This window comes from Pseudomonas sp. EA_35y_Pfl2_R5 (genome assembly GCF_963970805.1).
In the GTDB taxonomy this organism is placed as follows: Bacteria; Pseudomonadota; Gammaproteobacteria; order Pseudomonadales; family Pseudomonadaceae; genus Aquipseudomonas.
In genome coordinates, this window is record NZ_CAXAOW010000003.1 from 479,651 (window position 1) to 504,113 (window position 24,463).

A 24,463-nucleotide genomic window follows, 5' to 3' on the forward strand; every position below is an offset into this window, starting at 1 on the left:
TGCGTGGATTTTGTGCACCAGGATTATCAGGTGCTGTCATCCGAGCGTCTTACTCATGTTATACGCCTGCCATCTGCTTTCGCTGCAATCGCCATAACTCAGTGAGGAGTGCAGGCGATGCGTATTTGTGTGATCGGCGCAGGGTATGTAGGACTGGTATCGGCGGCTTGTTTTGCCGAGATGGGCAATCGGGTGATCTGCGTTGAGCTCGATGCGCAGCGGGTGGTGCGGCTTGCCCGTGGCCAGTCGCCGATTTACGAACCAGGGCTAGAGGCCATGCTACAGACCCACCTGAGCAGCGCTCAGCTGAGTTTTAGCCAGCACCTGAAAGAAGGCATCAAGCAGGCTGAGATCATCTTTATCGCCGTCGGCACACCGAGCGAGGAGGACGGCTCAGCGGACTTGTCACATGTATTGACCGTGGCTGATGAGTTAGGTGATCTGCTTGAAAAGAGCTGCGTGGTGGTGAATAAATCAACGGTGCCGGTGGGCACGGCCGGCGTGTTGCTCAGCGCATCAACAATCGATTGAGCAAACGCGGCAAGCGCTTTGCGGTGACGCTGGCGAGTAACCCGGAATTTCTCAAGGAGGGTTCGGCGATTGACGATTTTATGCGGCCTGACCGGGTCATTGTTGGCTGCGATGAGCCGCTGGGCCATGAGGTATTGCGCCGTTTGTATGCGCCGTTTCTACGCAATCATGAGCGTTTTTTATGCATGGGCCTGCGAGCTGCAGAGTTCAGCAAATATGCCGCCAATGCCTTTCTAGCCACCAAGATTTCCTTTATCAACGAAATGGCCAGTCTCTGCGCACGGCTGGATGTTGATATCGAGGATGTGCGACGAGGAATTGGCAGTGACAAACGCATTGGCACTCACTTTATTTACGCCGGTTGCGGCTATGGCGGCTCGTGCTTTCCCAAGGATGTACGGGCACTAATTCGCTGCGCAGAGCAGGAAGGCATTGAGCCAGGTATCCTACGCGCAGTCGAAGCGCGTAATGCACTGCAGAAGACTTTGTTATTCCAAGCCCTACGTGAGCACTTTTCCGGTTATTGGCACGGGCGGGTGTTGGCGTTGTGGGGCTTAGCGTTCAAGCCAGGCACCGATGATCTGCGTGAGGCGCCCAGCCTGGTCTTACTGGATGCTTTGCTCGCAGCTGGCGTAGTCGTTCAGGCCTGCGACCCAGTTGCCACAACGGCTATCGGTGAGCGCTATGGCCAGGCAATCAGTAGCGGCCAGATGCGCTTGAGTACATCGCCTTACAGCGTTGTTGAAGGTGCGGATGCATTAGTGTTAATCACCGAGTGGAAGCAATTTCGCCAACCCGACTTTGCCCGCATTCGTGGTTTGATGCGAATGCCCGTTCTGTTTGATGGGCGCAATATTTACGATGCTATGCAGCTGGCTGAGCTGGGCTTTCTCTACCGAGGCATTGGACGGCCTGCGCAAGGGCATTGTAAGGTCAATGCAGCCTGATAGACTGCGCACGCACTTTTCACACTATTGCTCAAGGTTACTCATGATCAAGAAATGTTTGTTCCCAGCAGCCGGTTACGGCACCCGCTTTCTGCCAGCCACCAAGGCTATGCCTAAGGAAATGCTGCCGATCGTGAACAAACCGTTGATCCAGTATGGCGTTGAAGAAGCGCTGGAAGCCGGCTTGACGGAAATTGCCATGATTACCGGTCGCGGTAAGCGCGCGCTGGAAGATCACTTTGATATCAGCTACGAACTTGAACATCAGATCCGTGATACCGATAAGGAGAAGTACCTCGTTGGTATCCGTCGACTGATCGACGAATGCAGTTTTTCCTATACCCGCCAGGTGGAAATGAAGGGTTTGGGCCACGCCATTCTCTGTGGTCGCCCGCTGATTGGCGATGAGCCGTTTGCAGTGGTACTGGCCGACGACCTGTGCCTGAACCTGGAAGGCGACGCGGTGCTGACGCAAATGGTCAAGCTGTACAACCAGTTCCGCTGCTCGATTGTGGCCATTCAGGAAGTACCGCCAGAAGAGACCCACAAATATGGCGTAATCGCCGGCGAGATGATTCGTGAGGACATTTACCGGGTCAACAGCATGGTCGAAAAACCCAAACCGGAAGATGCACCGTCGAACCTAGCGATCATCGGCCGCTACATCCTCACTCCGGATATTTTTGAACTGATTGAACAAACCGAGCCCGGCAAGGGCGGCGAAATCCAGATCACCGACGCCCTGATGAAGCAGGCACAGAATGGCTGCGTGATGGCTTACAAGTTCAAGGGTAAGCGTTTCGATTGCGGTGGAGCTGAAGGCTATATCGAGGCCACCAACTTCTGCTTCGAGAACCTCTACAAAACTGGCAAGGCCTACTGATTAGGCCTCTGAAGCGGTAATGCACACAGCCACCTTCGGGTGGCTGTGTGCATTCAGGGTAAAGGCATCTGCTCAGCGCCAGGCCCTAACGGCTGACCGTAGCTGAATTCCACATAGTTGCCTGCTGGGTCACGCAGGCCACAGTAATAGCCAACAGGGTAGGGCTCATCACGCGGCTCCCAGATCAGGCATCCAGCCTGCCTGGCCCGCTCGGCAATGCAGTCGACCTCTATACGACTTTCCATAGCAAAGCCAAAGTGGCTGTAATCATCCGCGGCCAGTTGACGATCTTGGCCGCCGGGCATGATCACGAAGATAAAGCTATGCTCCTTGCCCGGCTCAGCCATCCAGACAATTCTTGAGCCTTTGCCTGCTCGCTGGTGAATCACCTGCATCCTGCAGAACTGCTCATAAAAGGCCACGCAGGCATCCAGATCGGGTACATGTAACGCCACATGAGTAAGGGTAGGGTGCATCACTGATCTCCTCTTGCGCATGCTTCAAGTTTAGGCCTGACCCACCTTGGGGTATGCTGGCAGCCTGTTCAGGAGGCTGCAATGACCTATGACTTTGACCTGTTTGTAATCGGTGCCGGTTCCGGCGGTGTAAGGGCTGCGCGTTTTGCCGCTGGTTATGGTGCCCGCGTGGCGGTTGCCGAAAGCCGTTATCTCGGTGGTACGTGTGTCAACGTCGGCTGCGTACCAAAGAAGCTGCTGGTTTACGGCGCGCACTTCGCCGACGACTTCGAGCAGGCGAAGGGCTTCGGTTGGTCGTTGGGCAAGGCGACGTTCGACTGGTCAACCCTGATCAGTAACAAGAATCGCGAAATCAGTCGCCTCAATGATATCTACCGCAAGCTTCTGCTTAACAGTGGTGTGACGTTGCTCGAAGGCCATGCGCGGATTGTCGATGACCACACCGTTGAGCTAGACGGTAAGCGCTACAGCGCCAAACATATCCTGATTGCCACTGGCGGCTGGCCGCATATTCCCGAAGTCCCAGGGCATGAATTCGCTATCGGCTCGAACGAAGCCTTCTTTCTTGAGCAGTTACCCAAGCGCGTTCTTGTGATTGGCGGCGGTTACATTGCTGTTGAGTTTGCCTCAATCTTTAACGGCCTCGGCGCAAAAACCGCGTTGCTCTATCGCGGCGAGCTGTTCCTGCGTGGTTTCGATAAAGCTGTGCGTCTGCACCTGCAGGATGAGTTGAACAAGCGCGGTGTCGACCTGCAGTTCAACAGCGACATCGCTCGTATCGACAAGCAAGCCGACGGCAGCCTGCAGGCCACACTCAAGGATGGTCGAACCCTAGAAGCCGACTGCATCTTCTACGCTACCGGTCGCAGGCCGATGCTGGATAACCTGGGTCTGGAAAACACCCACGTACAGCTTGATGAGCGCGGTTTTATCAAGGTCGACGAGCAGTACCAGACCAGCGCGCCATCGATCCTCGCCATTGGTGATGTGATCGGCCGCGTGCAGCTCACACCGGTAGCGCTGGCCGAAGGCATGGCAGTGGCAAGGCGCCTGTTCAAGCCAGAGGAATACCGTAAGGTTGACTACCGAATGATCCCAACGGCGGTATTCAGCCTGCCGAATATTGGCACGGTGGGGCTCAGCGAAGAGCAGGCGAAGGAGGAGGGCTACAGCGTTCAGGTTTTCGAAAGCCGCTTCCGTCCGATGAAACTGACCATGACCGAAAGCCAGGAACGCACCCTGATGAAACTGGTGGTAGATGCTGCCACAGACCGCGTGCTTGGTTGCCATATGGTCGGCCCGGACGCCGGTGAAATCGTTCAGGGGCTAGCTGTTGCACTTAAAGCTGGTGCGACCAAGCAGCTATTCGATGAAACCATCGGCGTGCATCCGACGGCCGCCGAAGAGTTCGTCACCATGCGTACCCCCGTGTCGTCCTGAGGTCAGCATGGCGCAATTGTTTTATCTGGCCGACCTGTTCGGTGTTGCGGTCTTCGCCATTACCGGCGCGCTGATGGCGGGGCGCAAGTCCATGGACCTGTTCGGTGTGCTGGTTATCGCCATCATCACCGCACTGGGTGGCGGCACCCTGCGTGACGTGATTCTGGACAACCATCCGGTCAGCTGGATCCGCAACGACCTGTATATCGTGGTCGCTTCGCTGGCGGCGGTCGGCACCGTGATCTGGGTGCGGCTGACCCAGCCGATTCACGAAAAAGGCCTGCTATTGGCGGATGCCTTTGGCTTGGCGGTGTTTACCGTGATCGGTGCTGAAGTCGCCATGCAGCACAACGTACCGCATAGCACCGCGGTGATCATGGGAGTGATGACCGGTGTAGCCGGCGGCGTGATGCGTGATGTGATCTGCAACGAGATTCCGCTGATCTTTCAGAAAGAAATCTACGCTACGGCCTGTATTGCAGGGGCGCTGGTGTTTATCGGCATGCGCACTCTGGATACGCCTCACTGGCTGGACACCAGTGTGGCCATGCTCACCGTACTATTAATCCGCCTGGCTGCCATTCGCTGGCATGTGGCGCTGCCCAGTTTTCATTTGCTGGATCGCGACTGACGTTCCAACGATCAGAAACGAGATAAGCAGAAGTGCACGGAGGGGGAAGCTAGGAAGTTGATCCTATAGGCCATCAGCTCCATACATTCAATTTAACATAATATACATTATACGAACCTTAACATAGCGAACGGTGAACCCAGATACCGCTTAGGATTCACTGCTCTCGCCCTAATCCAGGCTTCGTATAATGTGAGTTATGTTTAATGCGCGCCAATATCCAACAACACGCGCCCACGGCTTGGGCACGTTTCCATGTAGCGATGCGCTTCGACTACATCGTCGAAGCTGAACACCTTGTCGATTAGCGGCTTGAGTAAGCCATCCGCCGTCAGATGATTGATACCTTGCACAGCTTTAGCCACAGCAGCCTGATCTTGCGGAATATTCAGCTCTTCTTTACCGGTAAAGTTGCCGATGCAATGCACGAAGAACTGGATGTTCTTTTGAAACGCTGCGCAGGCTGGAAATGGTGTTTCATTACCGCCTTGTAGGTCGAACAGGATCAGTCGACCACGCGGCGCGATGGCATCGCCCAGGAGACACATCTGTGGGCCACCAAGTGCGTCCATTACCACGTTGACGCCATGGCCATCGGTCAGCTTGCTTACGCGGCTGACCAAGTCCTGCTCCTCGGTGAGGATGATGTGATCGGCGCCCAGCTGCTTAAGAAAATCGCTGTCCTCGGCAAAGGCTGTAGCGGCAATTACCGTCGCGCCCAGGGCTTTGCCCATCTGCACGATATATGGCCCCCAACAGCGGCTTGCTGCGGTGACTAACACTGTTTCGCCGGGCTGCAAACGGGCCAGCTCGTTAAAGCCAAACCAGCCGACCATTGACGGCAGATAGTGCACGGCTGCCTGTTGTGCGGTCAGATTGTCTGGATAACGTGCCAGGGAGCTGCGCGGCAATACTACGTGCTCGGCGTAACTGGGATAACGGTTGGCGCTGTGTCCCGGGAAGCTGGCCACCCGGTCACCCACAGCCAGATCGGTAACACCATCGCCGACTGCCAGTACCACACCGGCCAATTCATGGCCCAGGCCTGCTGGTAATTGCGTCGGTGTATTGGCCAAGTTCTGCCGCCAGAGTACGTCGTACCAGCTGACGCCCACGGCCTCAACACCGACCAGCACTTCACCCGCTGCCGGTGCAGGCGCTTTGCGTTCCTCGATCTTGAGGACATTGGCCTCACCAAACTCATGGAAACGAACTATGCGGGACATCGCAAACCTCTTCGGTTGACCCATTCAGATCGCGGCAGCTGTTTGGCATTATTGCGCTATACAGGTGCGTCGACCCCTTATGGCCACGGACTTTATCCGGGCTTTGCCAGCAATTCCACCGCTCGAGGCTGATATTCACCATGCTTGTCGATGATGATGGGCCTCAGGCACATCATTTGCCTGCGCATATTGCCTGGCGACAGCGTTCGGCATTAGCCTGAGTCGCGCGCAAAAGCGCACTCACTTCCAGAATGGACACCGGATGAACCGTAACGATCTCCGCCGCGTCGATCTAAACCTGCTGATCGTCTTCGAAACGCTAATGCATGAGCGCAGCGTGACCCGTGCGGCGGAAAAACTGTTTCTCGGCCAGCCGGCCATCAGCGCCGCCCTCGCCCGTTTGCGTAGCCTGTTTGATGATCCATTGTTCGTGCGCACCGGCCGCAGCATGGAGCCTACCGCGCGGGCCATGGAGATCGCCGCCCTACTCTCGCCAGCGCTGGATTCGATTTCCACGGCCGTCAGCCGTGCTGCCGACTTTCACCCGGCCACCAGCAATGCAGTGTTTCGCATCGGCTTGTCGGATGATGTCGAGTTCGGTTTGTTGCCACCGCTGATCAAACGCCTGCGCGCCGAAGCGCCAGGAGTGGTGCTGGTGATTCGCCGTACCAACTATTTATTAATGCCGTCCCTGCTGGCATCTGGCGAGATATCTGTGGGTGTTGCCTATACCGATGAACTGCCGGCCAATGCCAAGCGCAAAGTGCTGCGCCGCAGTAAGCCCAAGTTACTGCGTGCCGATAGCGCGCCAGGCCCTCTAAGCCTGGATGATTTCTGTTCGCGGCCCCATGCGCTGGTGTCATTTGCGGGCGACCTTGGTGGTTTTATCGATGAAGAACTGGAAAAGATTGGGTGCAAACGTCGTGTGGTACTCGCTTTGCCCCAGTTTAATGGCCTTGGCACCCTGCTCTCCGGCACTGACATCATCGCCACCGTGCCGGATTACACCGCTGCAGCCTTGTCCTCCGCTGGCGGTGTGCGTGCCGAAGAGCTGCCGTTACCCGTGCAAGCCTTCGAATTACACATGGCCTGGCGCGGTGCCCAAGACAACGACCCGGCAGAACGCTGGCTGCGTTCACGCATTCAGATGTTCTGCGGCGATCCCGATAGCCTGTAGGCCTAGGCTGCGCTTAGCGCCCGGTAGCGTATAAGGGCAATTCCTGTTGGGCTTCCTCTACGCGCCTCTGGCGCACCTACTCTCTTTGCTCACAATCGCCTTTATCGATACAAGTTGGTAAACCATCACTACGATTGATACTCATCTTCGCCCCGTTCGATTCGTCGCCATCGCCCTCCCGCCGCAGACTCCGCCCATTCCTAACACCCTTTGGCGGAAGCACATATGGAACAGTCCACTAAAAATCTCTGGCATTTTCCCCTCGCCCTTGCCGCATTGCTGGTACTGAGCGCCTGCGGCAAAACACCAGAAAGCGCGCAGCAGATGCCCGTCGCACAAGTCAGCGTGGCCGAAGTAATTGAGCAGCCAATCAATGAATGGGATGAGTTTACTGGCCGTCTGGAAGCGCCAGAGTCGGTAGATATCCGCCCACGGGTGTCCGGGTTTGTTGACCGTGTAGCCTTCAATGAAGGCAGTTTGGTGAAGAAAGGCGACTTGCTGTTTCAGATCGACCCGCGGCCGTTCCAAGCCGAAGTCAAACGCCTTGAAGCGCAGCTGCAACAGGCTCGTGCCAGCCAAGCACGTACCCAGAGTGAGGCCAGTCGCGGCGAGCGCCTTCGTCAGAGCAATGCCATCTCGGCCGAACTAGCCGATGCCCGTGCCAGCGCCGCAGCAGAAGCTAAGGCCGCTGTAGCCGGCATCCAGGCCGAACTCGATAACGCCCGCCTCAACCTCAGCTTTACTCGTGTTACTGCCCCGATTGATGGCCGCGTCAGCCGTGCGGAAATCACCGAAGGCAACCTGGTCAATGCTGGAGAAAGTCACCTCACCACCTTAGTCAGCACCGACAAGGTTTATGCCTATTTCGATGCCGATGAACGCGTGTTCCTCAAATATGTTGAGCTGGCCCGTCAGGCCGGTGGCCAGACCCGTGATGCCAGCCCGGTGTACCTGGGGCTGTCCAGCGAGGATGGTCATCCACACCTTGGCGAACTGGACTTCCTCGACAACCAAGTCAACCCGCAGACCGGCACCATTCGTGGCCGCGCGGTATTTGATAACCGTGACGGGCGCTTCACTCCAGGCCTCTATGCACGCCTGAAATTGGTCGGCAGCAGTCAGTACGCCGCAGCGCTGATCAAGGACGAGGCGGTCGGCACCGATCTGGGCAAGAAGTACGTGTTGGTGCTCGATAAGGACAATGCCGTGCAGTACCGCAGTATCGAACTGGGGCCGAAGCTGGAAGGCCTGCGCATCGTGCGTAGCGGTCTGGCCAAGGGCGAGAAGATCGTGGTTAACGGTCTGCAGCGCGCGTTCCCTGGCTCTACGGTCGATCCACAAAGCGTGCCCATGGCCGATGAAAAGACCCAGGCGCTGCTGACCGAGCAACGTCAGGCCATCGAACGCCAGAACAGCCGCCGGGTCGCTGCAGAAAGCCGCCCTGCCAACACTGCGCCACGCGGTTAATACGCGGCTAAATAGGTAAAAACGACGATGAATTTCTCGCAATTCTTTATTCAGCGGCCGATCTTCGCCGCGGTGTTGTCCTTGCTGATCCTGATCGGCGGTGCCATTTCGCTGTTCCAGTTGCCGATCAGCGAATACCCCGAAGTCGTACCGCCCACCGTGGTGGTGCGCGCCACCTTCCCTGGCGCCAACCCCAAGGTGATCGGTGAAACCGTCGCCTCGCCGCTGGAACAGGCAATTACCGGTGTGGAGGGCATGCTCTATATGTCGTCCCAGGGTACGGCCGACGGCAAAATGACCCTGACCCTGACCTTCGCCCTGGGCACCGATCTGGACAAAGCTCAGGTGCAGGTGCAGAACCGCGTGACCCGCACCATGCCGACCCTGCCCACTGAAGTGCAGCGTCTCGGCGTAACAGTGGACAAGGCCTCGCCCGACCTGACCATGGTGGTGCACCTGACCTCGCCAGACGACCGTTACGACATGTTGTATCTGTCTAACTACGCCGCGCTGAATATCAAGGATGAGCTGGCGCGTCTGGATGGCATCGGCGATGTGCAGCTGTTCGGCCTCGGCAACTACTCGCTGCGCGTCTGGCTTGATCCGAACAAGGTGGCGTCACGCAACCTGACTGCGGCGGACGTGGTTAACGCAATCCGCGAGCAGAACCGTCAGGTAGCTGCCGGCTCACTCGGTGCGCCACCCTCGGATGCGGGCAACAGTTTTCAGCTGTCGATTAACACCCAGGGCCGTCTGGTCACTGAAGGAGAGTTCGAAAACATCATCATCCGCGCCGGTGAAAACGGCGAAATAACTCGCTTGAAAGACATCGCACGGATCGAGCTGGGCTCCAGCCAGTACGCACTGCGCTCCCTGCTGAACAACAAGCCCGCAGTCGCCATTCCGGTATTCCAACGCCCCGGCTCCAACGCCATCGAGATTTCCGATGCGGTGCGTGAGCGCATGGCCGAGCTGAAGCAGAGCTTCCCCCAGGGCGTGGACTACGAAATCGTCTATGACCCAACCATCTTCGTGCGTGGCTCCATCGAGGCGGTGGTACACACCCTGCTCGAAGCCATCATCCTGGTGGTGTTGGTGGTGATTCTGTTTCTGCAGACCTGGCGCGCCTCGATCATTCCGCTGGCCGCCGTGCCGGTGTCGTTGATCGGCACCTTCGCCGTGATGCACATGTTCGGCTTCTCGCTCAACGCCCTGTCGCTGTTCGGCCTGGTACTGGCCATCGGCATCGTGGTCGACGACGCCATCGTCGTGGTGGAAAACGTCGAACGAAACATCGGCCTGGGCAAAACTCCGGTAGAAGCCACTAAGCAGGCAATGAAGGAAGTGACCGGGCCGATCGTCGCCACGGCTCTGGTGCTGTGCGCGGTGTTTATTCCCACGGCCTTTATCTCCGGGCTGAGCGGGCAGTTCTATCAACAGTTTGCCCTGACCATTGCCATTTCCACGGTGATCTCGGCGATCAACTCGCTGACCCTATCCCCTGCCCTGGCCGCCGTATTGCTGAAAAGCCATGACGCGCCGAAGGATGGCTTCTCCAAGCTGCTCGACAAACTGTTCGGCGGCTGGTTGTTCAAGCCGTTCAACCGCGCATTTGACCGCGCCAGCCATGGCTATGTCGGCACCGTGAAGCGGGTGCTGCGCGGCAGCGGCATCGCCCTGTTCGTCTATGCCGGGCTGATGGGCTTGACCTACCTGGGCTTCGCGACGACACCCACCGGTTTCGTACCGGCGCAGGATAAGCAGTACCTGGTGGCCTTCGCTCAGTTGCCGGATGCGGCGACCCTGGATCGCACCGAAGCGGTGATGAAACAAATGTCGGACATCGCCGGCAAGCACCCCGGTGTAGAAAACACCATTGCCTTCCCCGGCCTGTCGATCAACGGTTTCACCAACAGCCCAAACAGCGGCATCGTCTTCGTCGCCCTGAAAGATTTTGATCAGCGCAAGGACGAAAGCATGTCCGCCGGTGCCATTGCCGCTGAGCTTAACGGCCAGTTTGGCTCTATCCAGGAAGCCTATCTGGCGATCTTCCCACCACCACCGGTGCAGGGCCTGGGCACCATCGGCGGCTTCCGCCTACAGGTACAGGACCGTGGCAACCTCGGCTATGACGAGCTGTACGTGCAGACCCAGAACGTTATCGCCAAGGCGCGCCAACTGCCGGAGCTGGACCCGATGTCAGTGTTCACCAGCTACCAGGTGAATGTGCCGCAGATCGATGCCGCCATCGACCGTGAAAAAGCCAAGACCCACGGCGTGGCGATCAGCGATATCTTCGACACCATGCAGATCTACCTGGGTTCGCTGTACGCCAATGATTTCAACCGTTTTGGCCGTACCTATCAGGTCAACGTGCAAGCCGAACAACAGTTCCGCCTGGAACCGGAGCAAATTGGTCAGCTCAAGGTGCGCAACAACCGTGGCGAAATGGTCCCGCTGTCGGCCTTCCTCAAGGTCAGTGCCAGCTCCGGTCCGGATCGGGTGATGCATTACAACGGCTTCCTCACTGCCGAAATCAACGGCGCGGCAGCCCCAGGCTACAGCTCCGGCCAGGCCGAGGCAGCGATGGCCAAACTGCTCAAGGAAGAACTGCCCAACGGCATGAGCTTCGAGTGGACCGACCTGACCTACCAGCAGATCCTTGCCGGTAACAGCGCGATCTTCGTCTTCCCGCTCTGCGTACTGCTTGCCTTCCTGGTACTGGCCGCTCAGTACGAAAGCTGGAGCCTGCCGCTGGCGGTGATCCTGATCGTGCCGATGACCCTGCTGTCGGCCATTACTGGGGTAATCCTGGCGGGAGGCGACAACAACATTTTTACCCAGATCGGCTTGATCGTACTGGTGGGATTGGCCTGCAAGAACGCCATCTTGATCGTCGAGTTCGCCAAGGAAAAGCAGGAAGAAGGCATGGACCGCGTCAGTGCGGTGCTGGAAGCCTGCCGCTTGCGGCTGCGGCCGATTCTGATGACCAGCTTCGCCTTCATCATGGGCGTGGTGCCACTGGTGCTGTCCTCCGGTGCAGGTGCGGAAATGCGTCACGCCATGGGCGTTGCGGTATTTAGCGGCATGCTCGGCGTGACCTTCTTTGGCCTGCTGCTGACCCCGGTGTTCTATGTACTGATCCGCGCTTTTGTGGAGAAGCGCGAAGCGCAGAAGCTGGCACGTTTTCAGGAGGTGCAGGTATGAAGCCTCTTAACGCCAAGCCGTTGGCTATCAGCCTGTTGACCCTGGCGCTGACCGCCTGCGCCGTCGGTCCGGACTACCAGGCCCCGCAGACCGCAGATGCCCAGCTAAACAGCGCGCAAAGCAGCAGCTACGACCGCTCGCGCTTTGAAACCAGCTGGTGGCAGCAGTTCGACGATCCAACCCTTAACCAGTTGGTGCAACAGTCGCTGCAGGAAAACCGTCAATTGCGCGTAGCCTTTGCCCGCCTGCTGGCGGCACAGGCCATCCGTGATGACCTCGGCAACGATCAGCTGCCGACCATCACCAGCCGCGCCAGTGGTGAATTTGGCAAAGCCCAGCAACCTGGCGTCACCGAGCAGCGTGTGCGCGGCGAACGTTACGACCTGGGCCTGGACATGCTCTGGGAGCTGGACCTGTTTGGCCGCATCCAGCGTCAACTGGAAGCCAGCGATGCCGAGTTGGATGTAGCCGAAGCGGATTATCAGCAACTGCAGGTCAGCCTGATCGCCGAACTGGTAGATGCCTATGGCAGCCTACGCGGCGCGCAACTGCGTGAACGTATCGCCCGCGCCAACCTGAAAAACCAGCAGGAATCCCGCGCAATTACCGAGCAACTGCGCGAAGCCGGCGTCGGTAGCCAGCTGGATGTTCTGCGCAGTGACGCGCGCCTGGCCGGCACCGAAGCCAGCCTGCCGCAATTGCAGGCCGAGCAGCAGCGCGCCAAGCACCGCATCGCCACCCTGCTCGGCCAGCGCCCGGATCAACTCAGCGTCGATCTCTCGGCCCAGGACCTGCCAGCCATCGCCAAGGCCCTACCGGTTGGCGACCCCGGCGAGTTGCTGCGCCGCCGCCCGGATATCCGCGCCGCCGAACGTCAACTGGCCGCCGCCACCGCCAATATCGGTGTGGCCACGGCGGATCTGTTTCCGCGAGTGAGTCTGTCTGGCTTCCTCGGCTTCACCGCGGGGCGTGGTTCACAGCTGGGCTCATCGGCCGCAAACGCGTGGGGCCTAGCCCCGACCATCAGCTGGGCCGCGTTTGATCTGGGCAGCGTGCGTGCACGTTTGCGCGGTGCCGAAGCCGAAGCCGATGGCGCACTGGCCAACTATGAACAGCAGGTGCTACTGGCCCTGGAAGAGTCCGCCAATGCGTTTAGCGACTATGGCAAACGCCAGCAACGCTTGCTCGCCCTGCTGCGCCAATCCGATGCCAGCCGCGCCGCTGCCGAACAAGCCCGAGTGCGCTACCGCGAAGGTGAAGTGGACTTTCTTGTGCTGCTCGACGCTGAACGTGAACGGCTAAGTGCCGAAGACGCCCAGGCCCAGGCGGAAGTCGAGCTGTATCGCGGCATCGTCGCCATTTACAAGGCCCTTGGCGGCGGTTGGCAGCCTAACGCCTAACTTGCTTACAGACTCTCCCCCGGTTGGCTTGCCAACCCCTTCCCGCCCCACGGCAGTTGCTCCTTGCCGTGGGGCTTTTTTATGAGTGAAACGGCCGCATCTCACCCAGATAAACAAGGTGAAGGCGCTCAATACCTTGTCATAGGGGCTTGCGTCGTGAATGAGCGTAAGCCGCTAAGCGCAATTGCAAACAACAGCGCAAATCCGACATTGAGTAGCGCGTTTTGCCAGAAACCAGATAGCAGCGAATAGGCTGTATCCGGGATAAACCAGGCAAGCAATGACACAACAAACATCCACCATGCCTCTTTGCTGCCTCTACGCACGGGACCAAGTGCAAGAAACATCAGCACAGCGCCCCAGCCGAACATCACCGAACCCAGCACAGCATGTACCAGGCTGATATATGCCAACGCCTCAGGCCCAAATGTATTGAGGTGTGCCGTCGATGCGTAAACCAACAGACTGAATGCTTGCAGGGTAAAGCCAGGCATAACCACCAGCACAAGCCCGAACAACATAAGCCCTGCGGTAGCAGCAACGAGTAAACGCCAGGAAAAAAGCTGAATACGGTTCAAGGCTTCTCCAGATAGCAGGTAGTACAGGTGTCAATTTGTATATTTAGCTAGCCCCGCTCAGATACCACTGAGCCTCTTTTGCATAAACACGCTCAGCGGATGTTCAGGGTAGTCACCGAATGCGCCGCAGGTCTGGAAGCCATGTTTTTGGTAAAACGCCAGCGCCTCCGCCTGGTAAGGGCCAGTTTCAAGTTGTAGCAACCGACAACCACGCGTAATCGATTCAACTTCGAGCTGTAGCAGCACTTGCGAAGCCGCACCTTGTGCGCGATTGGCTGGGCGCACAAACATACGCTTTAGCTCCCCCACTTCGTTGCTAAGCACCACCGCAGCGCATGCAATCGCCGCTCCGTCTTTGTCTCTGGCGACAACAAACAACACGTTGTCCTGCTCCAGCGTGGTCAGGTCTAGGGCGTAACGGGCTTCGGCTGGGTACAGGGTGTCCTGATATGCGTCTAGTTCCGCGATAAGTGAAATAACCTCAGGCTGGTTTGGAGGCTCTAGCTGCACGCGCATTTTTATGTTCTCTGCGATTTGAATTTGGTTAATCGTTGGACTCAGTTAGCGGGCGCTAATAATTTGAATCGGCGCTATACGGTACTTTCAAACGTGTTAATTCGTCAGCTTCTAGTATTTGCGGGGTAACACGAGGTAAACCTGACGAGTTGAATAGCGGAGATTTCTTGTATCGCCCGCTGACACGGTTCGTCACCACGATCCAGATGAAACGCGCTATTACGCCTAATAGACCGCGTTGCTTTGGCTTCGGTTTACCTAGCGCGGTGTCAGTATTTAAAACTGCGACCTTGGCACCAAAGTCATTATCCATTTGCTGACGATCAAGACAGGTATGGATAAGGCCTATAAAGGACGTTTTACGGCTGGCCGGCGTATTGCCAATCGGCGTTGCGCAGCATGTGGCATACCAGCGAATCATGCCTTTTTCACTAAGGCGTACGGCCGCCAGAAATTTTTCGCCTTGGCAGATGCGCAGATGTTGCTGAGCTACTTGGACGATCTCGGTTCCGCCGCGGTTATCCAACACATAAGACGCTTTACCGAGAAAATGAGCGAACGCCCGACAATCCGTGCAATAGCAGATAAGCCGATTGCTGATACCAATGCTGTCGAGTACCGCTTTAACAGCACCGCATTGACATTGAATTGCATGCATAGATATCACCGTTCCTTGGCTGGGTTACATTCCGTTTAGCACGGTATGTTTTTTATTGAAACTGGCTTTGAAAACTTGGCGTGGGCAAAGCGAGAAATTTTTAATGACCATCTAAACTAGCTCAGCAAACCGCGATCTGTCGTACCGTCGATTTTTCCTTTTAAAAATCCCAAATTAACAGCGTATCGCCTCCAACCCTCTTTGCCAGCGTACTGTCCGGCGCAATACGAAAACAGCATTAGCAACCACGCTAATACACGATCTTGTCACGTTAAAAAAGCGCGTAACGCAAAGATAGGCGGATAAATCTCTGAGACGCTGGTTTTGTGCTAGATATTTAGCTGATAGTTTTGGGGGGCTTAGGCCAAAAAATAATCGCAAGGGACGGTACGCGCATATGAGTACAGAGCAGAACACAGCCCAGCCCAAGTCAGCTCATTGGCGCTTTAAGTTGGGCATCGCGATTATCTGTTTGATTCCGGTTTTGTGGCTTCTGGTGCCGCTGGCGGCGGCCGCGGATGTGCCGGGGTCCAAGGTGGCAGCGCTTTCGGGGGCGCTATTTATTCTCAATAAAGTTCTCCTGCTTCTGGTTATCGCCATCATGGGTAAGGCGGGTTTCCAGGAATTGAAGCAGCATATTTACGGCTATATGTCGTCGATGGTTCCAAGCTCGGAGGCTGAGATCGGTCCGCTGCGCCATCGTATTGGCGTGGTGATGTTCTGCCTGCCGCTCATTTCATCCTTTCTTGAGCCCTATATCGATGCTATCGCGCCCGGTCTGCGCCCCAATAGCTGGGCGTTGCAAATGCTTGGCGATGCGTTGCTGATTGGCAGTTTCTTCGTTTTAGGCGGCAACTTCTGGGAGAAGCTGCGCGCGCTGTTTATCCGCACCGCTCGGGTTAGCAGTCCAGACGCTGCGTGATCGGCCTCGCATCTTTACGCTTGCTCCATCTGCCTTACGGGAATTCATATGTCTGAAGCATTAGCGCAACCTGACAGTACGCCCCCGACCGAAACGCCGGTTGCCGCCGAAACCCCCGCCCCACCAGCCAACCCACTGCGGCGCATTGCGTTGATCGTGGTGTTGGTTGCCGCCGTACTGTTTGTGCTGTCGATCCTGATGGAGCGCAGCACCCCTTCTACCTCGCAGGCTGTGGTGCAGGGTTACGTAGTGCAAATGGCCTCTGAGGTGGGCGGCCGCGTAGTGGAAATCGCGGTGCTCGACAATGCGCGAGTGGAGGCTGGACAGCTGCTTTTTCGCATCGATCCGCAGCCCTATCAAATTGCCGTTGCCGAAGCCGAGGCACGCCTTGAGCAAACAGGCCAGGCCTTGGGGGCCAATACCGCATCGGTGGATGCGGCCCAGGCTCAGCTCGTTTCTGCCCGCGCCCAGCGCGACAATGTGCGCGAGCAAACGCGCCGGGTAATGCAGCTGGTTGAACGCGGCGTATACGCGCGGGCCCGGCTGGATGAAGCCACCGCATCGCTGAATTCCGCCGAGGCTGCTGTGGTCAAGGCGCAGGCCGACTTGCAGCGCGCACGTCAGGAGCTGGGGCCCACCGGTACGGATAACCCGCAGTTTAAGCAGGCACTCGCGCAACTGGAGAAGGCCCGGCTTGATCTAGTGCGTACGGAGATTAAGGCGCCTGCAGATGGAGTTATTACCAATTTGCAGCTTGCGGTTGGCCAAGTGGTCAGCGCCGGTCAACCAGCGCTGACCTTTATCGATACCGGCACCGTGTGGATTTCCGCAGCCTTTAAAGAAAACAGCCTTGAGCATGTGCAGGCCGATGATACGGCCGAGCTGGTGTTCGATGTATTGCCCGGGCGCGTTTTCAATGCGCGAGTTGAGAGTGTCGGCTGGGGCGTAGCCACTGAAGGCAGCAGTTCTTCTGCCCTGCCCTCGGTACGCAACCAGAGCGGCTGGATACGCGACCCGCAACGCTTCCCCGTGCGCCTGGTGGTGCTGGAGCCTTACCCGAAAGGCCTGCGCTACGGCTCTCAGGTCACGGTGGTGATTTACACCGGGGATAATCCGTTGGCGAATATTTTTGGCGTAATCACCGCGCGGCTTGTGGCCCTACTGACCTATGTCAACTGAGGCCACGGCCGGCATCTCCCCGCCAATCGACCTGGCGCGCGCCAAGCGCCAGGGCTTGCGTGTGGCCCTGGCAGTGACGGTGGGCTTCAGCGTGGGGCTGCTGAACGGTAGCGTGCTGCCCTTTCTCGCACCGTTGTTCGCCACCCAATTTCTGTTGGCAAGCTACAGCCCACCCGGTTTGCGCCAAGGGTTGGGCACTGTGTTGCTGATTTTTGTGGTTGGCGCGCTGCTGATCTTCCTCACCGGCCTGCTTGGTGACCGGCCGTTGGTGCTGCTGCCGTTGCTGTGGCTGTGCTACTTCAGCTGCTTTTTCGCCCAGGGTCGGCAGGTGGGTGGCGCTGGGCCGGCGTTGATGCTGGTGATTGCGATTGTGGTGCCGCTGCTCGACATCCTCCAACGTGACCTCGGTGAGTCGATTGTGTTGGTTCTGGCCAAGGCGGTCAGCATCGGCCTGCTGCTGGCCTGGGGCGCTCACGCAGTATTTCCGGATATCGGCCAACCGCCGATAGATCCTGCGCCTTTGCAGCGTTCTGAACTAACCAGCGTAACGCGACAGGCCATGACCAGTGGCGCGATTCTGCTGGGCATAGTTGGGTTGTGCTTGATTGACCCGCGCCTGGCCACGGCGATGGTCATCCCGATTACCGTCGCCTCGTTGCTCAGCCAGTTCGAGTTGGGAATGAGTAGCCGAACTGCTGTCGCGCTGATTGTGATCAACCTGATCGGCGGGGTTGCTGCATCCCTGGCATTTGCCGTGATCGAACTACGGCCCAACCTTCTCTGGGTCATCCTTATTCTGCTGCTGGTCAGCCTGCTGTTTGCCGGACGGGCCGTAATGGGGGCCGTGACAGGCAAAGTGTTTGGCGGCGGGCTGACGACATTTCTGATTCTCTTTGGCTTGGGTATTTCACCCTTGCCAGGTGAAACGCCGGAGCTGTTTTCCACGCGGATTGCCTATGTCCTATTCGCGGTTGTGTATGCCCTGTGCATGGCCAGCCTGTTCTGGCCCAAGCTGCGAAACGCCAACCATTAATCGCTCTGCTACTAATCAGGTGCCGTTTATGCGCAACTTTTGGAGCAAGTACCTGGCGTTACTGGATGCGGATGTAAGCGCAAAAATCTTCGACAACATCAAAAACCTGTTGGTCTGCGCGCTGCTGTTTGCCGCCGGCACCGATGCGTTGCATGGCGACCATCAACTCTTCATGGGACTCTGGGGCTCAACCCTGGCTGGTTGGGGGCTGATCTTTTTGTCGGCGATTTTGCTGCTACTGAATATCAGTGACGGTTTGAACCGGTTGGCCAAGCTGCGTCATCACCTCGCACTGCAGATCATCCTTTTTCTGCTTTACCTCGTTCTGGCCGTGCGCGTGGTGGAGATAGTCTGGAGCTTCAGGGCCACATAACAACCCAAAGATTCAGGAGCCTTCATTAGCTGGTTTGCATACAACTTGGCTGCCCAGCCGAGTAGCGTACGCCGGGGCTGACAGCAGCGTTGAACTCCTTCAGCGCGGTCGAGCCGATCAGCAGCGGGAATTCAAAGGCGCTACGGTCGGTCAGGTTGACCTCGATATTTTTCAGCTCATCACCTACGCAGATGTCCATCTCGATCACCGGACGTTCGGTATACAGCTGCTTGTCGCCGGGTCTGCGGTCACCCGCGCGGCGTTTGATATAGCTCATGCGTGTCAGCGGCTTTTCAATGATCTGCGACTGTTTGGTGTCTTCCATACTCAATTGGAAGCGCACCCACTCGCCACCATCGCGCTTGAACATTTCAATATTTTTGGCGCTGAGCGAAGCGGTTTCGGCTCCGGTATCAAGCTTGGCGGGCAGCTCCAGGGCAAGCTCATGCAAAGAAACACGCTCATGCAGGCCATAGATCTGCGGCTGGTTGGCCATCGCGCCAGTGGTGAACAGCGCCGCGCAGAGTGCGGAAGCGGCCGTAAACTGTTTGAGCGGAACAAAGGCACGGGATGACATAGGAACAACTCCAAAGGCATTGAAAACGTAGGGCTAGATTAGCGGCGCGGGCTGAATTCAAACTTAATCAAGTATTTATAAAAACTTCGCCCCGCCATAAGTGACCATGGCGGGGCGAAGTGGTTTCAGCTGAGGCTTGTCAGGCTTCTATGCGGATCACTTGAGATCGAAGCGATCCAGGTTCATCACCTTGGTCCACACGGAGACGAAGTCCTGTACAAACTTCACTTGCGCGTCGTTGGTGGCGTAGACCTCGGCCAGCGCCCGCAGCTGGGAGTTGGAACCAAACACCAGGTCAACCTGGGTGCCGGTCCACTTCAGGTCGCCGGTTTTGCGGTCACGACCTTCCAGCACACCTTCGCTGGCGGACTTCTGCCACTTGGTGCCCATATCGAGCAGGTTGACGAAGAAGTCAGTGCTCAGGGTTTCCGGGCGCTTGGTGAATACGCCATGCGGTGTTTTGCCGGCATTGGCGTTGAGCACACGCAGGCCACCGATCAAGACGGTCATCTCCGGCGAGGTCAGTTCCAGCAGCTGCGCCTTGTCTACCAGCAACTCGGCGGCAACGCTTTCATACCCCTTGCAGGCATAGTTGCGAAAGCCATCGGCCTTGGGCTCCAACACCGCAAAGGCCTCGACATCGGTTTGCTCCTGCAAAGCGTCGGTGCGACCCGGTGCGAATGGCACTACGACCTCCACGCCCCCCTTTTTCGCCGCAGCTTCCACAGCAGCCGAGCCGGCGAGAACGATCAAATCGGCCAAGGAGATTTTCTTGCCGCCGCTTGCTGAAGCATTGAAGCTCTTTTGAATGGCTTCCAGCGACGCTAGCACCTTGGCCAGTTCAGCAGGTTGGTTAACCTCCCAGTCCTTCTGCGGTGCCAGACGAATGCGCGCACCATTGGCGCCACCACGCTTGTCGCTGCCGCGGAAGGTGGATGCCGAGGCCCAGGCAGTGCTAACCAACTGGGCAATCGACATGCCGGACGCCAACACCTTGGCCTTGAGGCTGGCGATGTCCTGCGCATCCACCAGAGCATGGTCGACCGCTGGAACTGGGTCTTGCCAGATCAGTTCCTCTTGCGGCACCAGCGGGCCGAGGTAGCGGGCTCGCGGGCCCATGTCACGGTGAGTGAGTTTGAACCAGGCGCGGGCGAAGGCATCGGCGAATGCCTGGGGGGTCTGGTGAAAGTGCCGGGAGATTTTCTCGTACGCCGGGTCCATGCGCAGGGACATATCGGCGGTGGTCATCATCGGCGGGTGTTTCTTCGACGGGTCATGGGCGTCGGGAATCATGTCTTCCGGTTTGACGTTTTTCGGCGTCCACTGATGAGCGCCAGCCGGGCTCTTGCTCAGTTCCCATTCATAGCCGAACAGCATGTTGAAATAGCCGTTATCCCAGGTGGTGGGGTTGGGCTTCCAGGCACCTTCGATGCCGCTGGTGGTAGTGTGTACGCCCTTGCCAGTACCGAACGTATTGGTCCAACCCAAGCCTTGTTCTTCGATGCCGGCCCCTTCTGGTTCGGAGCCAACCAGGGCCGGATCACCCGCGCCGTGGGCTTTACCAAAGGTGTGGCCACCCGCTACCAGAGCAACAGTTTCTTCATCGTTCATGGCCATGCGCGCGAAGGTTTCGCGCACATCGCGGCCCGACGCCAGCGGGTCTGGGTTGCCATCCGGTCCTTCGGGGTTAACGTAGATCAGGCCCATCTGCACGGCGGCCAATGGGTTTTCCAGATTGCGATCACCGGAATAACGGCTGTTGGGTTTGTCGCTAGTCGCCAACCATTCGGTTTCGGCACCCCAGTAGGTGTCTTCTTCCGGCTCCCAGATATCCGGGCGACCGCCGGCAAAGCCAAAGGTCTTGAAGCCCATGGATTCCAGTGCGACGTTACCGGCCAGCACGAATAGATCCGCCCAGGACAATTTGCGGCCGTACTTCTGTTTGATTGGCCAGAGCAAGCGACGGGCTTTATCCAGGTTGCCGTTATCCGGCCAGCTGTTAAGTGGCGCGAAACGCTGATTGCCACTGCCCGCCCCGCCACGGCCATCCTGGATGCGGTAAGTACCCGCGGAGTGCCAGGCCATGCGGATCATCAAACCACCGTAGTGGCCCCAATCGGCGGGCCACCAGTCTTGCGAGTCGGTCATCAGTGCGGTGAGGTCCTTGATCACCGCAGGTAAATCAAGCGTTTTGAATTCATCGGCATAATTGAAGCCCGCACCCATGGGATCGGACTTTGGGGAATGCTGGTGGAGAATCTTCAAGCTGAGCTGGTTAGGCCACCAATCCGCGTTCTTCGGTGCGCCACCCGCCATGCGGCTGGTTCCTGCACCCGAAAACGGGCATTTCGCGTCATTTGACATGTCTCACTCCTGTTGTTTTCTACTTGGCAGATGGACTCAGAGTGGTAGCTGGGCAGCGAACGAGCCAATAGGATTTGGGTATGACCTTAATTAGTAGCCAGGGATATAAGTCAGTAACTATAGAGTCTTCCGTCCAAGCAGCCCGGATACAGGCGTGACCAGCCGTAAATACAGCCATAAACCATCGACAATGAGCGCACATACCGTGGAAGAGCCGAGCCAAACAACACCCACCAGCGACGCTGATGTACTGGCCTATATGCAGCGCCAACTGCTTTCGGGCCGGGTAAAGCCGAGTGTGCTGGTGAGCCTGACGCAGAAGAACTTTGCCGATGTCAGCCATGAGCGCATCGTGCAGTGTTTCAACCAGTTGGATTCCGCATTACTCAAACATTGAACCCAGATACGCCAGGGAGAACGGGATGATCGCCAAGCGTGCCGAGGAAATACTGCATACCTATCTGCATGTTGAAGACGGCGGAAAAACCAGCCCGGTCGCCGTCACAGAACAGTTCTGGAGCGATATTGTCAGCGGTGCAAGACCGGAGCTGAACCAGGGCCGATTGATGTCGGCCTTCAGCTTTGCGCAAGACTGGCCCAGTTGGGAGCGTCACCCGGCCGGTGAGGAGTTGGTCATGCTGCTATCGGGCAGTGCGCTATTGCTACTTGAAGAGGCCAGCGGCGAGAGCGAAGTGCTGCTCGATACTGTTGGCAGTTACGTGCTGGTGCCAAAGGGCGTGTGGCATACCGCCAAAACCACGCAAGCCACGACATTGCTGTTTCTCACCCCTGGTGCAGGTACCGAGCACCGGCCGGTTTGATCTCTACCAGATCAGAGAAATGCTCCTTGGGCATCAATCTGGGCTTGTTTGCCTATTCGCTGGCGATCATCCTTGCGCTGCTGGCCCTGTATCCGAATCGCTCAAACAGGCCTGCAACTTAAGCCTGCGCCGCACGTCTTAGATGCCGGCACAGTATCTGCCTTAGCCAACGCGCCAGGCCCTTTCGGAGATTCAGATGTCCCGCCCCAGTTCACTCAAGCCGTTGCTCACCCTGATTACTCTCGCCTGTTTTGCCATGCTTGGCGGCGCCTTGCTGCTGCAGCATCTAGGCGGCTGGGAGCCCTGCACCCTGTGCATTCAAATTCGCCTATGGCTGCTCTGTGGTGGCGTTGTAAGCCTGCTGATTTTGACAGTGGAAGCCCTCGGTCTGCGTTGGCTGAGCTTGCCGCTCTGGCCGTTGCTACTGGCTGCGACGGGTATGGCGGTGTATGACAACACGCACCTGGTGCTGATCGAGACTGGCGTGCTGGAAAGCTCCAGCTGCTCGCCCTTTCCTTTCTACGCTTTTTATCTGCCGCTGCATGACTGGCTGCCCAGCGTATTTATGAGCGCTGGCGTATGTGGGCAAAACGACTACAGCATTCTCGGTTTGTCATTTACCCACTGGACCCTGCTCAGCGTCGCCCTGCTCTTTGCCCTGTGCCTGTTTGCTGCCTGGCGCGCCGTGCGCCGCTGATCACTCGGTAGCACTTGCCCTGCAGGTGGCGGTAAAACGCCACCCCCGCCCTCTATAGGCGATTTTTTGCCTATTCTGACTCGCAAATGGCGATTTATCGCCAGCCGCTGTGCGTTCTATCACGCCTGTTTCACGGCATCCCAGGCCCTGTAGCTCTCTTGCTACTCTGGCATAGGCATTGCGATACAGCCGGTGCACTGCGCACGGCAACCATCGTGCTGCCGCGTCAACCTGACAGCCTGCACCAACCAGCCTGCTGAAACTTACCCTGGCATGCCGTCAACACAACAACATAAGAACAATCAGGAACAACGCTATGTTCAAGTCGATCTGCGCTATCGCCGCTGGCAGCCTGCTGCTGGCGTCTACCACGCTTCACGCGGCAACCGACAAGGGGCCCATCGTGATCAAGTTCGCCCATGTGGTGGCAGACAACACCCCCAAAGGCCAAGGCGCATTGCTGTTCAAGAAACTGGCCGAAGAGCGCCTGGGTGACAAGGTAAGAGTCGAGGTCTACCCCAACTCCACCCTGTATGGTGATGCCAACGAACTCGAAGCGCTGGCCAACAACGACGTGCAACTGCTGGCACCGTCGCTGGCCAAGTTCGAGAAATACACCAAACAGCTGCAAGTGTTCGACCTGCCCTTCCTGTTTGATGACCTGGACGCGGTAAACCGCTTCCAGAAGCGCGCCAAAGGCCGCCAGCTGCTGCGCTCCATGGAAGACCACAACATCGTCGGCCTGGCCTATTGGCACAACGGCATGAAGCAGCTTTCGGCCACCAAGGCGCTGTTGGTACCGGGCGACGCGGCCGGTTTGAAGTTCCGTATCCAACCGTCCTCGGTGCTTGAGGCGCAGTTCAACCAGCTCGGCGCTACGCCTTTGGTCATGCCATTTGCCGAAGTCTTCGATGCGCTGAAAAGCGGTAAGGTACAGGGCGCGGAAAACCCCTGGTCGAACATCTACAGCAAGAAATTGCATAGCGTGCAGCCGTTTATCACCGAGACCAACCACGGCGTGCTCGACTACATGCTGGTGAGTAACCCACGCTTCTGGTACGCCATTCCCCATCAGATCCGCATGCAGCTGGAAGGCATCATCGACGAGGTGACCTACGAGGTGAATCACCAGGCTGAAGCTGCTAACCAGGCCGACCGCGACCGCATCGCCGCAGCCACCGGCACCCAAATTATCGCGCTTACCGATGAGCAACGCGACGCCTGGCGCCAAGCGATGCAGCCGGTATGGCAGCAGTTCGAAGGCGTGATCGGCGCCGACATAATGAAGGCCGCGCAAACGGTTAACCGCAACAAGCGTTAAGAGCCTGCTCACGATCTCGCGAGCTAGAGCCCTGCAAGG

At 57.7% G+C, this 24,463-nt stretch carries 22 protein-coding genes and 1 pseudogene; 16 read left to right on the forward strand and 7 right to left on the reverse strand.

Going from position 1 to position 24,463, the window contains the following annotated elements; genetic code table 11:
- Positions 1-117: 117 nt before the first annotated feature.
- Together AACX99_RS09440 and galU are read left to right on the forward strand one after the other, a co-directional pair.
- Positions 118-1,478 (forward strand): annotated as a pseudogene (locus AACX99_RS09440) (UDP-glucose dehydrogenase family protein).
- A 43-nt stretch (positions 1,479-1,521) separates the two neighbouring features.
- Complete coding sequence (gene galU / locus AACX99_RS09445) at positions 1,522-2,361, forward strand: UTP--glucose-1-phosphate uridylyltransferase GalU (protein WP_339411257.1); 840 nt, start codon at positions 1,522-1,524, stop codon at positions 2,359-2,361.
- A gap of 53 nt (positions 2,362-2,414) precedes the next feature.
- Here the strand turns inward: galU and AACX99_RS09450 are convergent, their stop codons facing one another.
- Positions 2,415-2,837, reverse strand: coding sequence for a VOC family protein (locus tag AACX99_RS09450; RefSeq protein ID WP_339411258.1), 423 nt, complete (start codon positions 2,835-2,837; stop codon positions 2,415-2,417).
- An 81-nt stretch (positions 2,838-2,918) separates the two neighbouring features.
- On the opposite strand from AACX99_RS09450, the gene gorA reads away from it, so the two are divergent.
- Both gorA and AACX99_RS09460 read left to right on the forward strand, forming a co-directional pair.
- Positions 2,919-4,277: a glutathione-disulfide reductase gene (gene gorA, locus AACX99_RS09455; protein WP_339411260.1), complete on the forward strand. Its 1,359-nt coding sequence runs from the start codon at positions 2,919-2,921 to the stop codon at positions 4,275-4,277.
- Between the two features lie 7 nt (positions 4,278-4,284).
- Positions 4,285-4,908, forward strand: coding sequence for a trimeric intracellular cation channel family protein (locus tag AACX99_RS09460; protein WP_339411262.1), 624 nt, complete (start codon positions 4,285-4,287; stop codon positions 4,906-4,908).
- A 203-nt stretch (positions 4,909-5,111) separates the two neighbouring features.
- Here the strand turns inward: AACX99_RS09460 and AACX99_RS09465 are convergent, their stop codons facing one another.
- A complete protein-coding gene (locus AACX99_RS09465) occupies positions 5,112-6,134 on the reverse strand; it encodes a zinc-dependent alcohol dehydrogenase family protein (RefSeq protein WP_339411264.1) in 1,023 nt (340 codons plus the stop codon).
- Positions 6,135-6,396: 262 nt separating this feature from the next.
- On the opposite strand from AACX99_RS09465, the gene AACX99_RS09470 reads away from it, so the two are divergent.
- The 4 genes from AACX99_RS09470 (at position 6,397) to AACX99_RS09485 (ending at position 13,385) form a co-directional block, all read left to right on the forward strand.
- Positions 6,397-7,311, forward strand: coding sequence for a LysR family transcriptional regulator (locus AACX99_RS09470; protein WP_339411266.1), 915 nt, complete (start codon positions 6,397-6,399; stop codon positions 7,309-7,311).
- Positions 7,312-7,536: 225 nt separating this feature from the next.
- The gene (mexE, locus tag AACX99_RS09475) at positions 7,537-8,778 is read left to right on the forward strand and encodes a multidrug efflux RND transporter periplasmic adaptor subunit MexE (RefSeq protein WP_339411268.1); all 1,242 of its coding nucleotides are present in this window, start codon (positions 7,537-7,539) and stop codon (positions 8,776-8,778) included.
- A 27-nt stretch (positions 8,779-8,805) separates the two neighbouring features.
- Positions 8,806-11,985 carry an efflux RND transporter permease subunit gene (locus tag AACX99_RS09480; protein WP_339411270.1) on the forward strand — a complete coding sequence of 1,060 codons (3,180 nt, stop codon included), beginning with the start codon at positions 8,806-8,808 and terminating at the stop codon, positions 11,983-11,985.
- The gene (locus AACX99_RS09485) at positions 11,982-13,385 is read left to right on the forward strand and encodes a TolC family protein (RefSeq protein ID WP_339411272.1); all 1,404 of its coding nucleotides are present in this window, start codon (positions 11,982-11,984) and stop codon (positions 13,383-13,385) included. The genes AACX99_RS09480 and AACX99_RS09485 overlap by 4 nt, the downstream gene beginning before the upstream one ends.
- A gap of 128 nt (positions 13,386-13,513) precedes the next feature.
- Here AACX99_RS09485 and AACX99_RS09490 read toward each other — a convergent pair whose 3' ends face one another.
- From AACX99_RS09490 to AACX99_RS09500, 3 genes are read right to left on the reverse strand one after another with little or no spacing between them, the layout of a single operon-like run.
- On the reverse strand, positions 13,514-13,963 hold the full coding sequence (locus AACX99_RS09490) for a hypothetical protein (RefSeq protein WP_339411273.1): 450 nt from the start codon (positions 13,961-13,963) through the stop codon (positions 13,514-13,516).
- Positions 13,964-14,020: 57 nt separating this feature from the next.
- Positions 14,021-14,479 (reverse strand): GNAT family N-acetyltransferase, encoded by a 459-nt coding sequence (locus tag AACX99_RS09495; protein ID WP_339411274.1) that lies wholly within the window; start codon positions 14,477-14,479, stop codon positions 14,021-14,023.
- A 55-nt stretch (positions 14,480-14,534) separates the two neighbouring features.
- Complete coding sequence (locus tag AACX99_RS09500) at positions 14,535-15,137, reverse strand: DUF6151 family protein (protein ID WP_339411275.1); 603 nt, start codon at positions 15,135-15,137, stop codon at positions 14,535-14,537.
- A gap of 397 nt (positions 15,138-15,534) precedes the next feature.
- Here AACX99_RS09500 and AACX99_RS09505 point away from each other — a divergent pair, with 397 nt between their 5' ends.
- Genes AACX99_RS09505 through AACX99_RS09520 form a run of 4 tightly spaced genes read left to right on the forward strand, consistent with a single transcriptional unit; the run spans position 15,535 to position 18,644 of the window.
- Positions 15,535-16,059 (forward strand): transporter suffix domain-containing protein, encoded by a 525-nt coding sequence (locus AACX99_RS09505; RefSeq protein ID WP_339411276.1) that lies wholly within the window; start codon positions 15,535-15,537, stop codon positions 16,057-16,059.
- Positions 16,060-16,107: 48 nt separating this feature from the next.
- On the forward strand, positions 16,108-17,238 hold the full coding sequence (locus AACX99_RS09510; protein WP_339411278.1) for an HlyD family secretion protein: 1,131 nt from the start codon (positions 16,108-16,110) through the stop codon (positions 17,236-17,238).
- A complete protein-coding gene (locus tag AACX99_RS09515) occupies positions 17,228-18,271 on the forward strand; it encodes an FUSC family protein (protein WP_339411280.1) in 1,044 nt (347 codons plus the stop codon). Before AACX99_RS09510 ends, AACX99_RS09515 begins: the two co-directional genes overlap by 11 nt.
- 28 nt (positions 18,272-18,299) lie before the next feature.
- Positions 18,300-18,644, forward strand: a complete 345-nt coding sequence (locus tag AACX99_RS09520; protein WP_339411281.1) for a hypothetical protein — start codon at positions 18,300-18,302, stop codon at positions 18,642-18,644.
- Positions 18,645-18,669: 25 nt separating this feature from the next.
- On the opposite strand, the gene AACX99_RS09525 is transcribed toward AACX99_RS09520, so the two are convergent.
- A complete protein-coding gene (locus tag AACX99_RS09525) occupies positions 18,670-19,140 on the reverse strand; it encodes an ATP-dependent zinc protease family protein (RefSeq protein ID WP_339411474.1) in 471 nt (156 codons plus the stop codon).
- A gap of 237 nt (positions 19,141-19,377) precedes the next feature.
- Positions 19,378-21,585, reverse strand: a complete 2,208-nt coding sequence (katG, locus tag AACX99_RS09530) for a catalase/peroxidase HPI (protein ID WP_339411283.1) — start codon at positions 21,583-21,585, stop codon at positions 19,378-19,380.
- A gap of 154 nt (positions 21,586-21,739) precedes the next feature.
- On the opposite strand from katG, the gene AACX99_RS09535 reads away from it, so the two are divergent.
- From AACX99_RS09535 to AACX99_RS09550, 4 genes are all read left to right on the forward strand, one after another.
- Complete coding sequence (locus tag AACX99_RS09535) at positions 21,740-21,982, forward strand: hypothetical protein (RefSeq protein ID WP_339411284.1); 243 nt, start codon at positions 21,740-21,742, stop codon at positions 21,980-21,982.
- 25 nt (positions 21,983-22,007) lie between these two features.
- Entirely contained in the window at positions 22,008-22,406 is a 399-nt protein-coding gene (locus AACX99_RS09540) for a hypothetical protein (RefSeq protein WP_339411286.1), read from the forward strand.
- A 196-nt stretch (positions 22,407-22,602) separates the two neighbouring features.
- On the forward strand, positions 22,603-23,103 hold the full coding sequence (locus AACX99_RS09545; RefSeq protein ID WP_339411288.1) for a disulfide bond formation protein B: 501 nt from the start codon (positions 22,603-22,605) through the stop codon (positions 23,101-23,103).
- A 316-nt stretch (positions 23,104-23,419) separates the two neighbouring features.
- On the forward strand, positions 23,420-24,424 hold the full coding sequence (locus AACX99_RS09550) for a TRAP transporter substrate-binding protein (protein ID WP_339411290.1): 1,005 nt from the start codon (positions 23,420-23,422) through the stop codon (positions 24,422-24,424).
- Positions 24,425-24,463 lie beyond the last annotated feature (39 nt).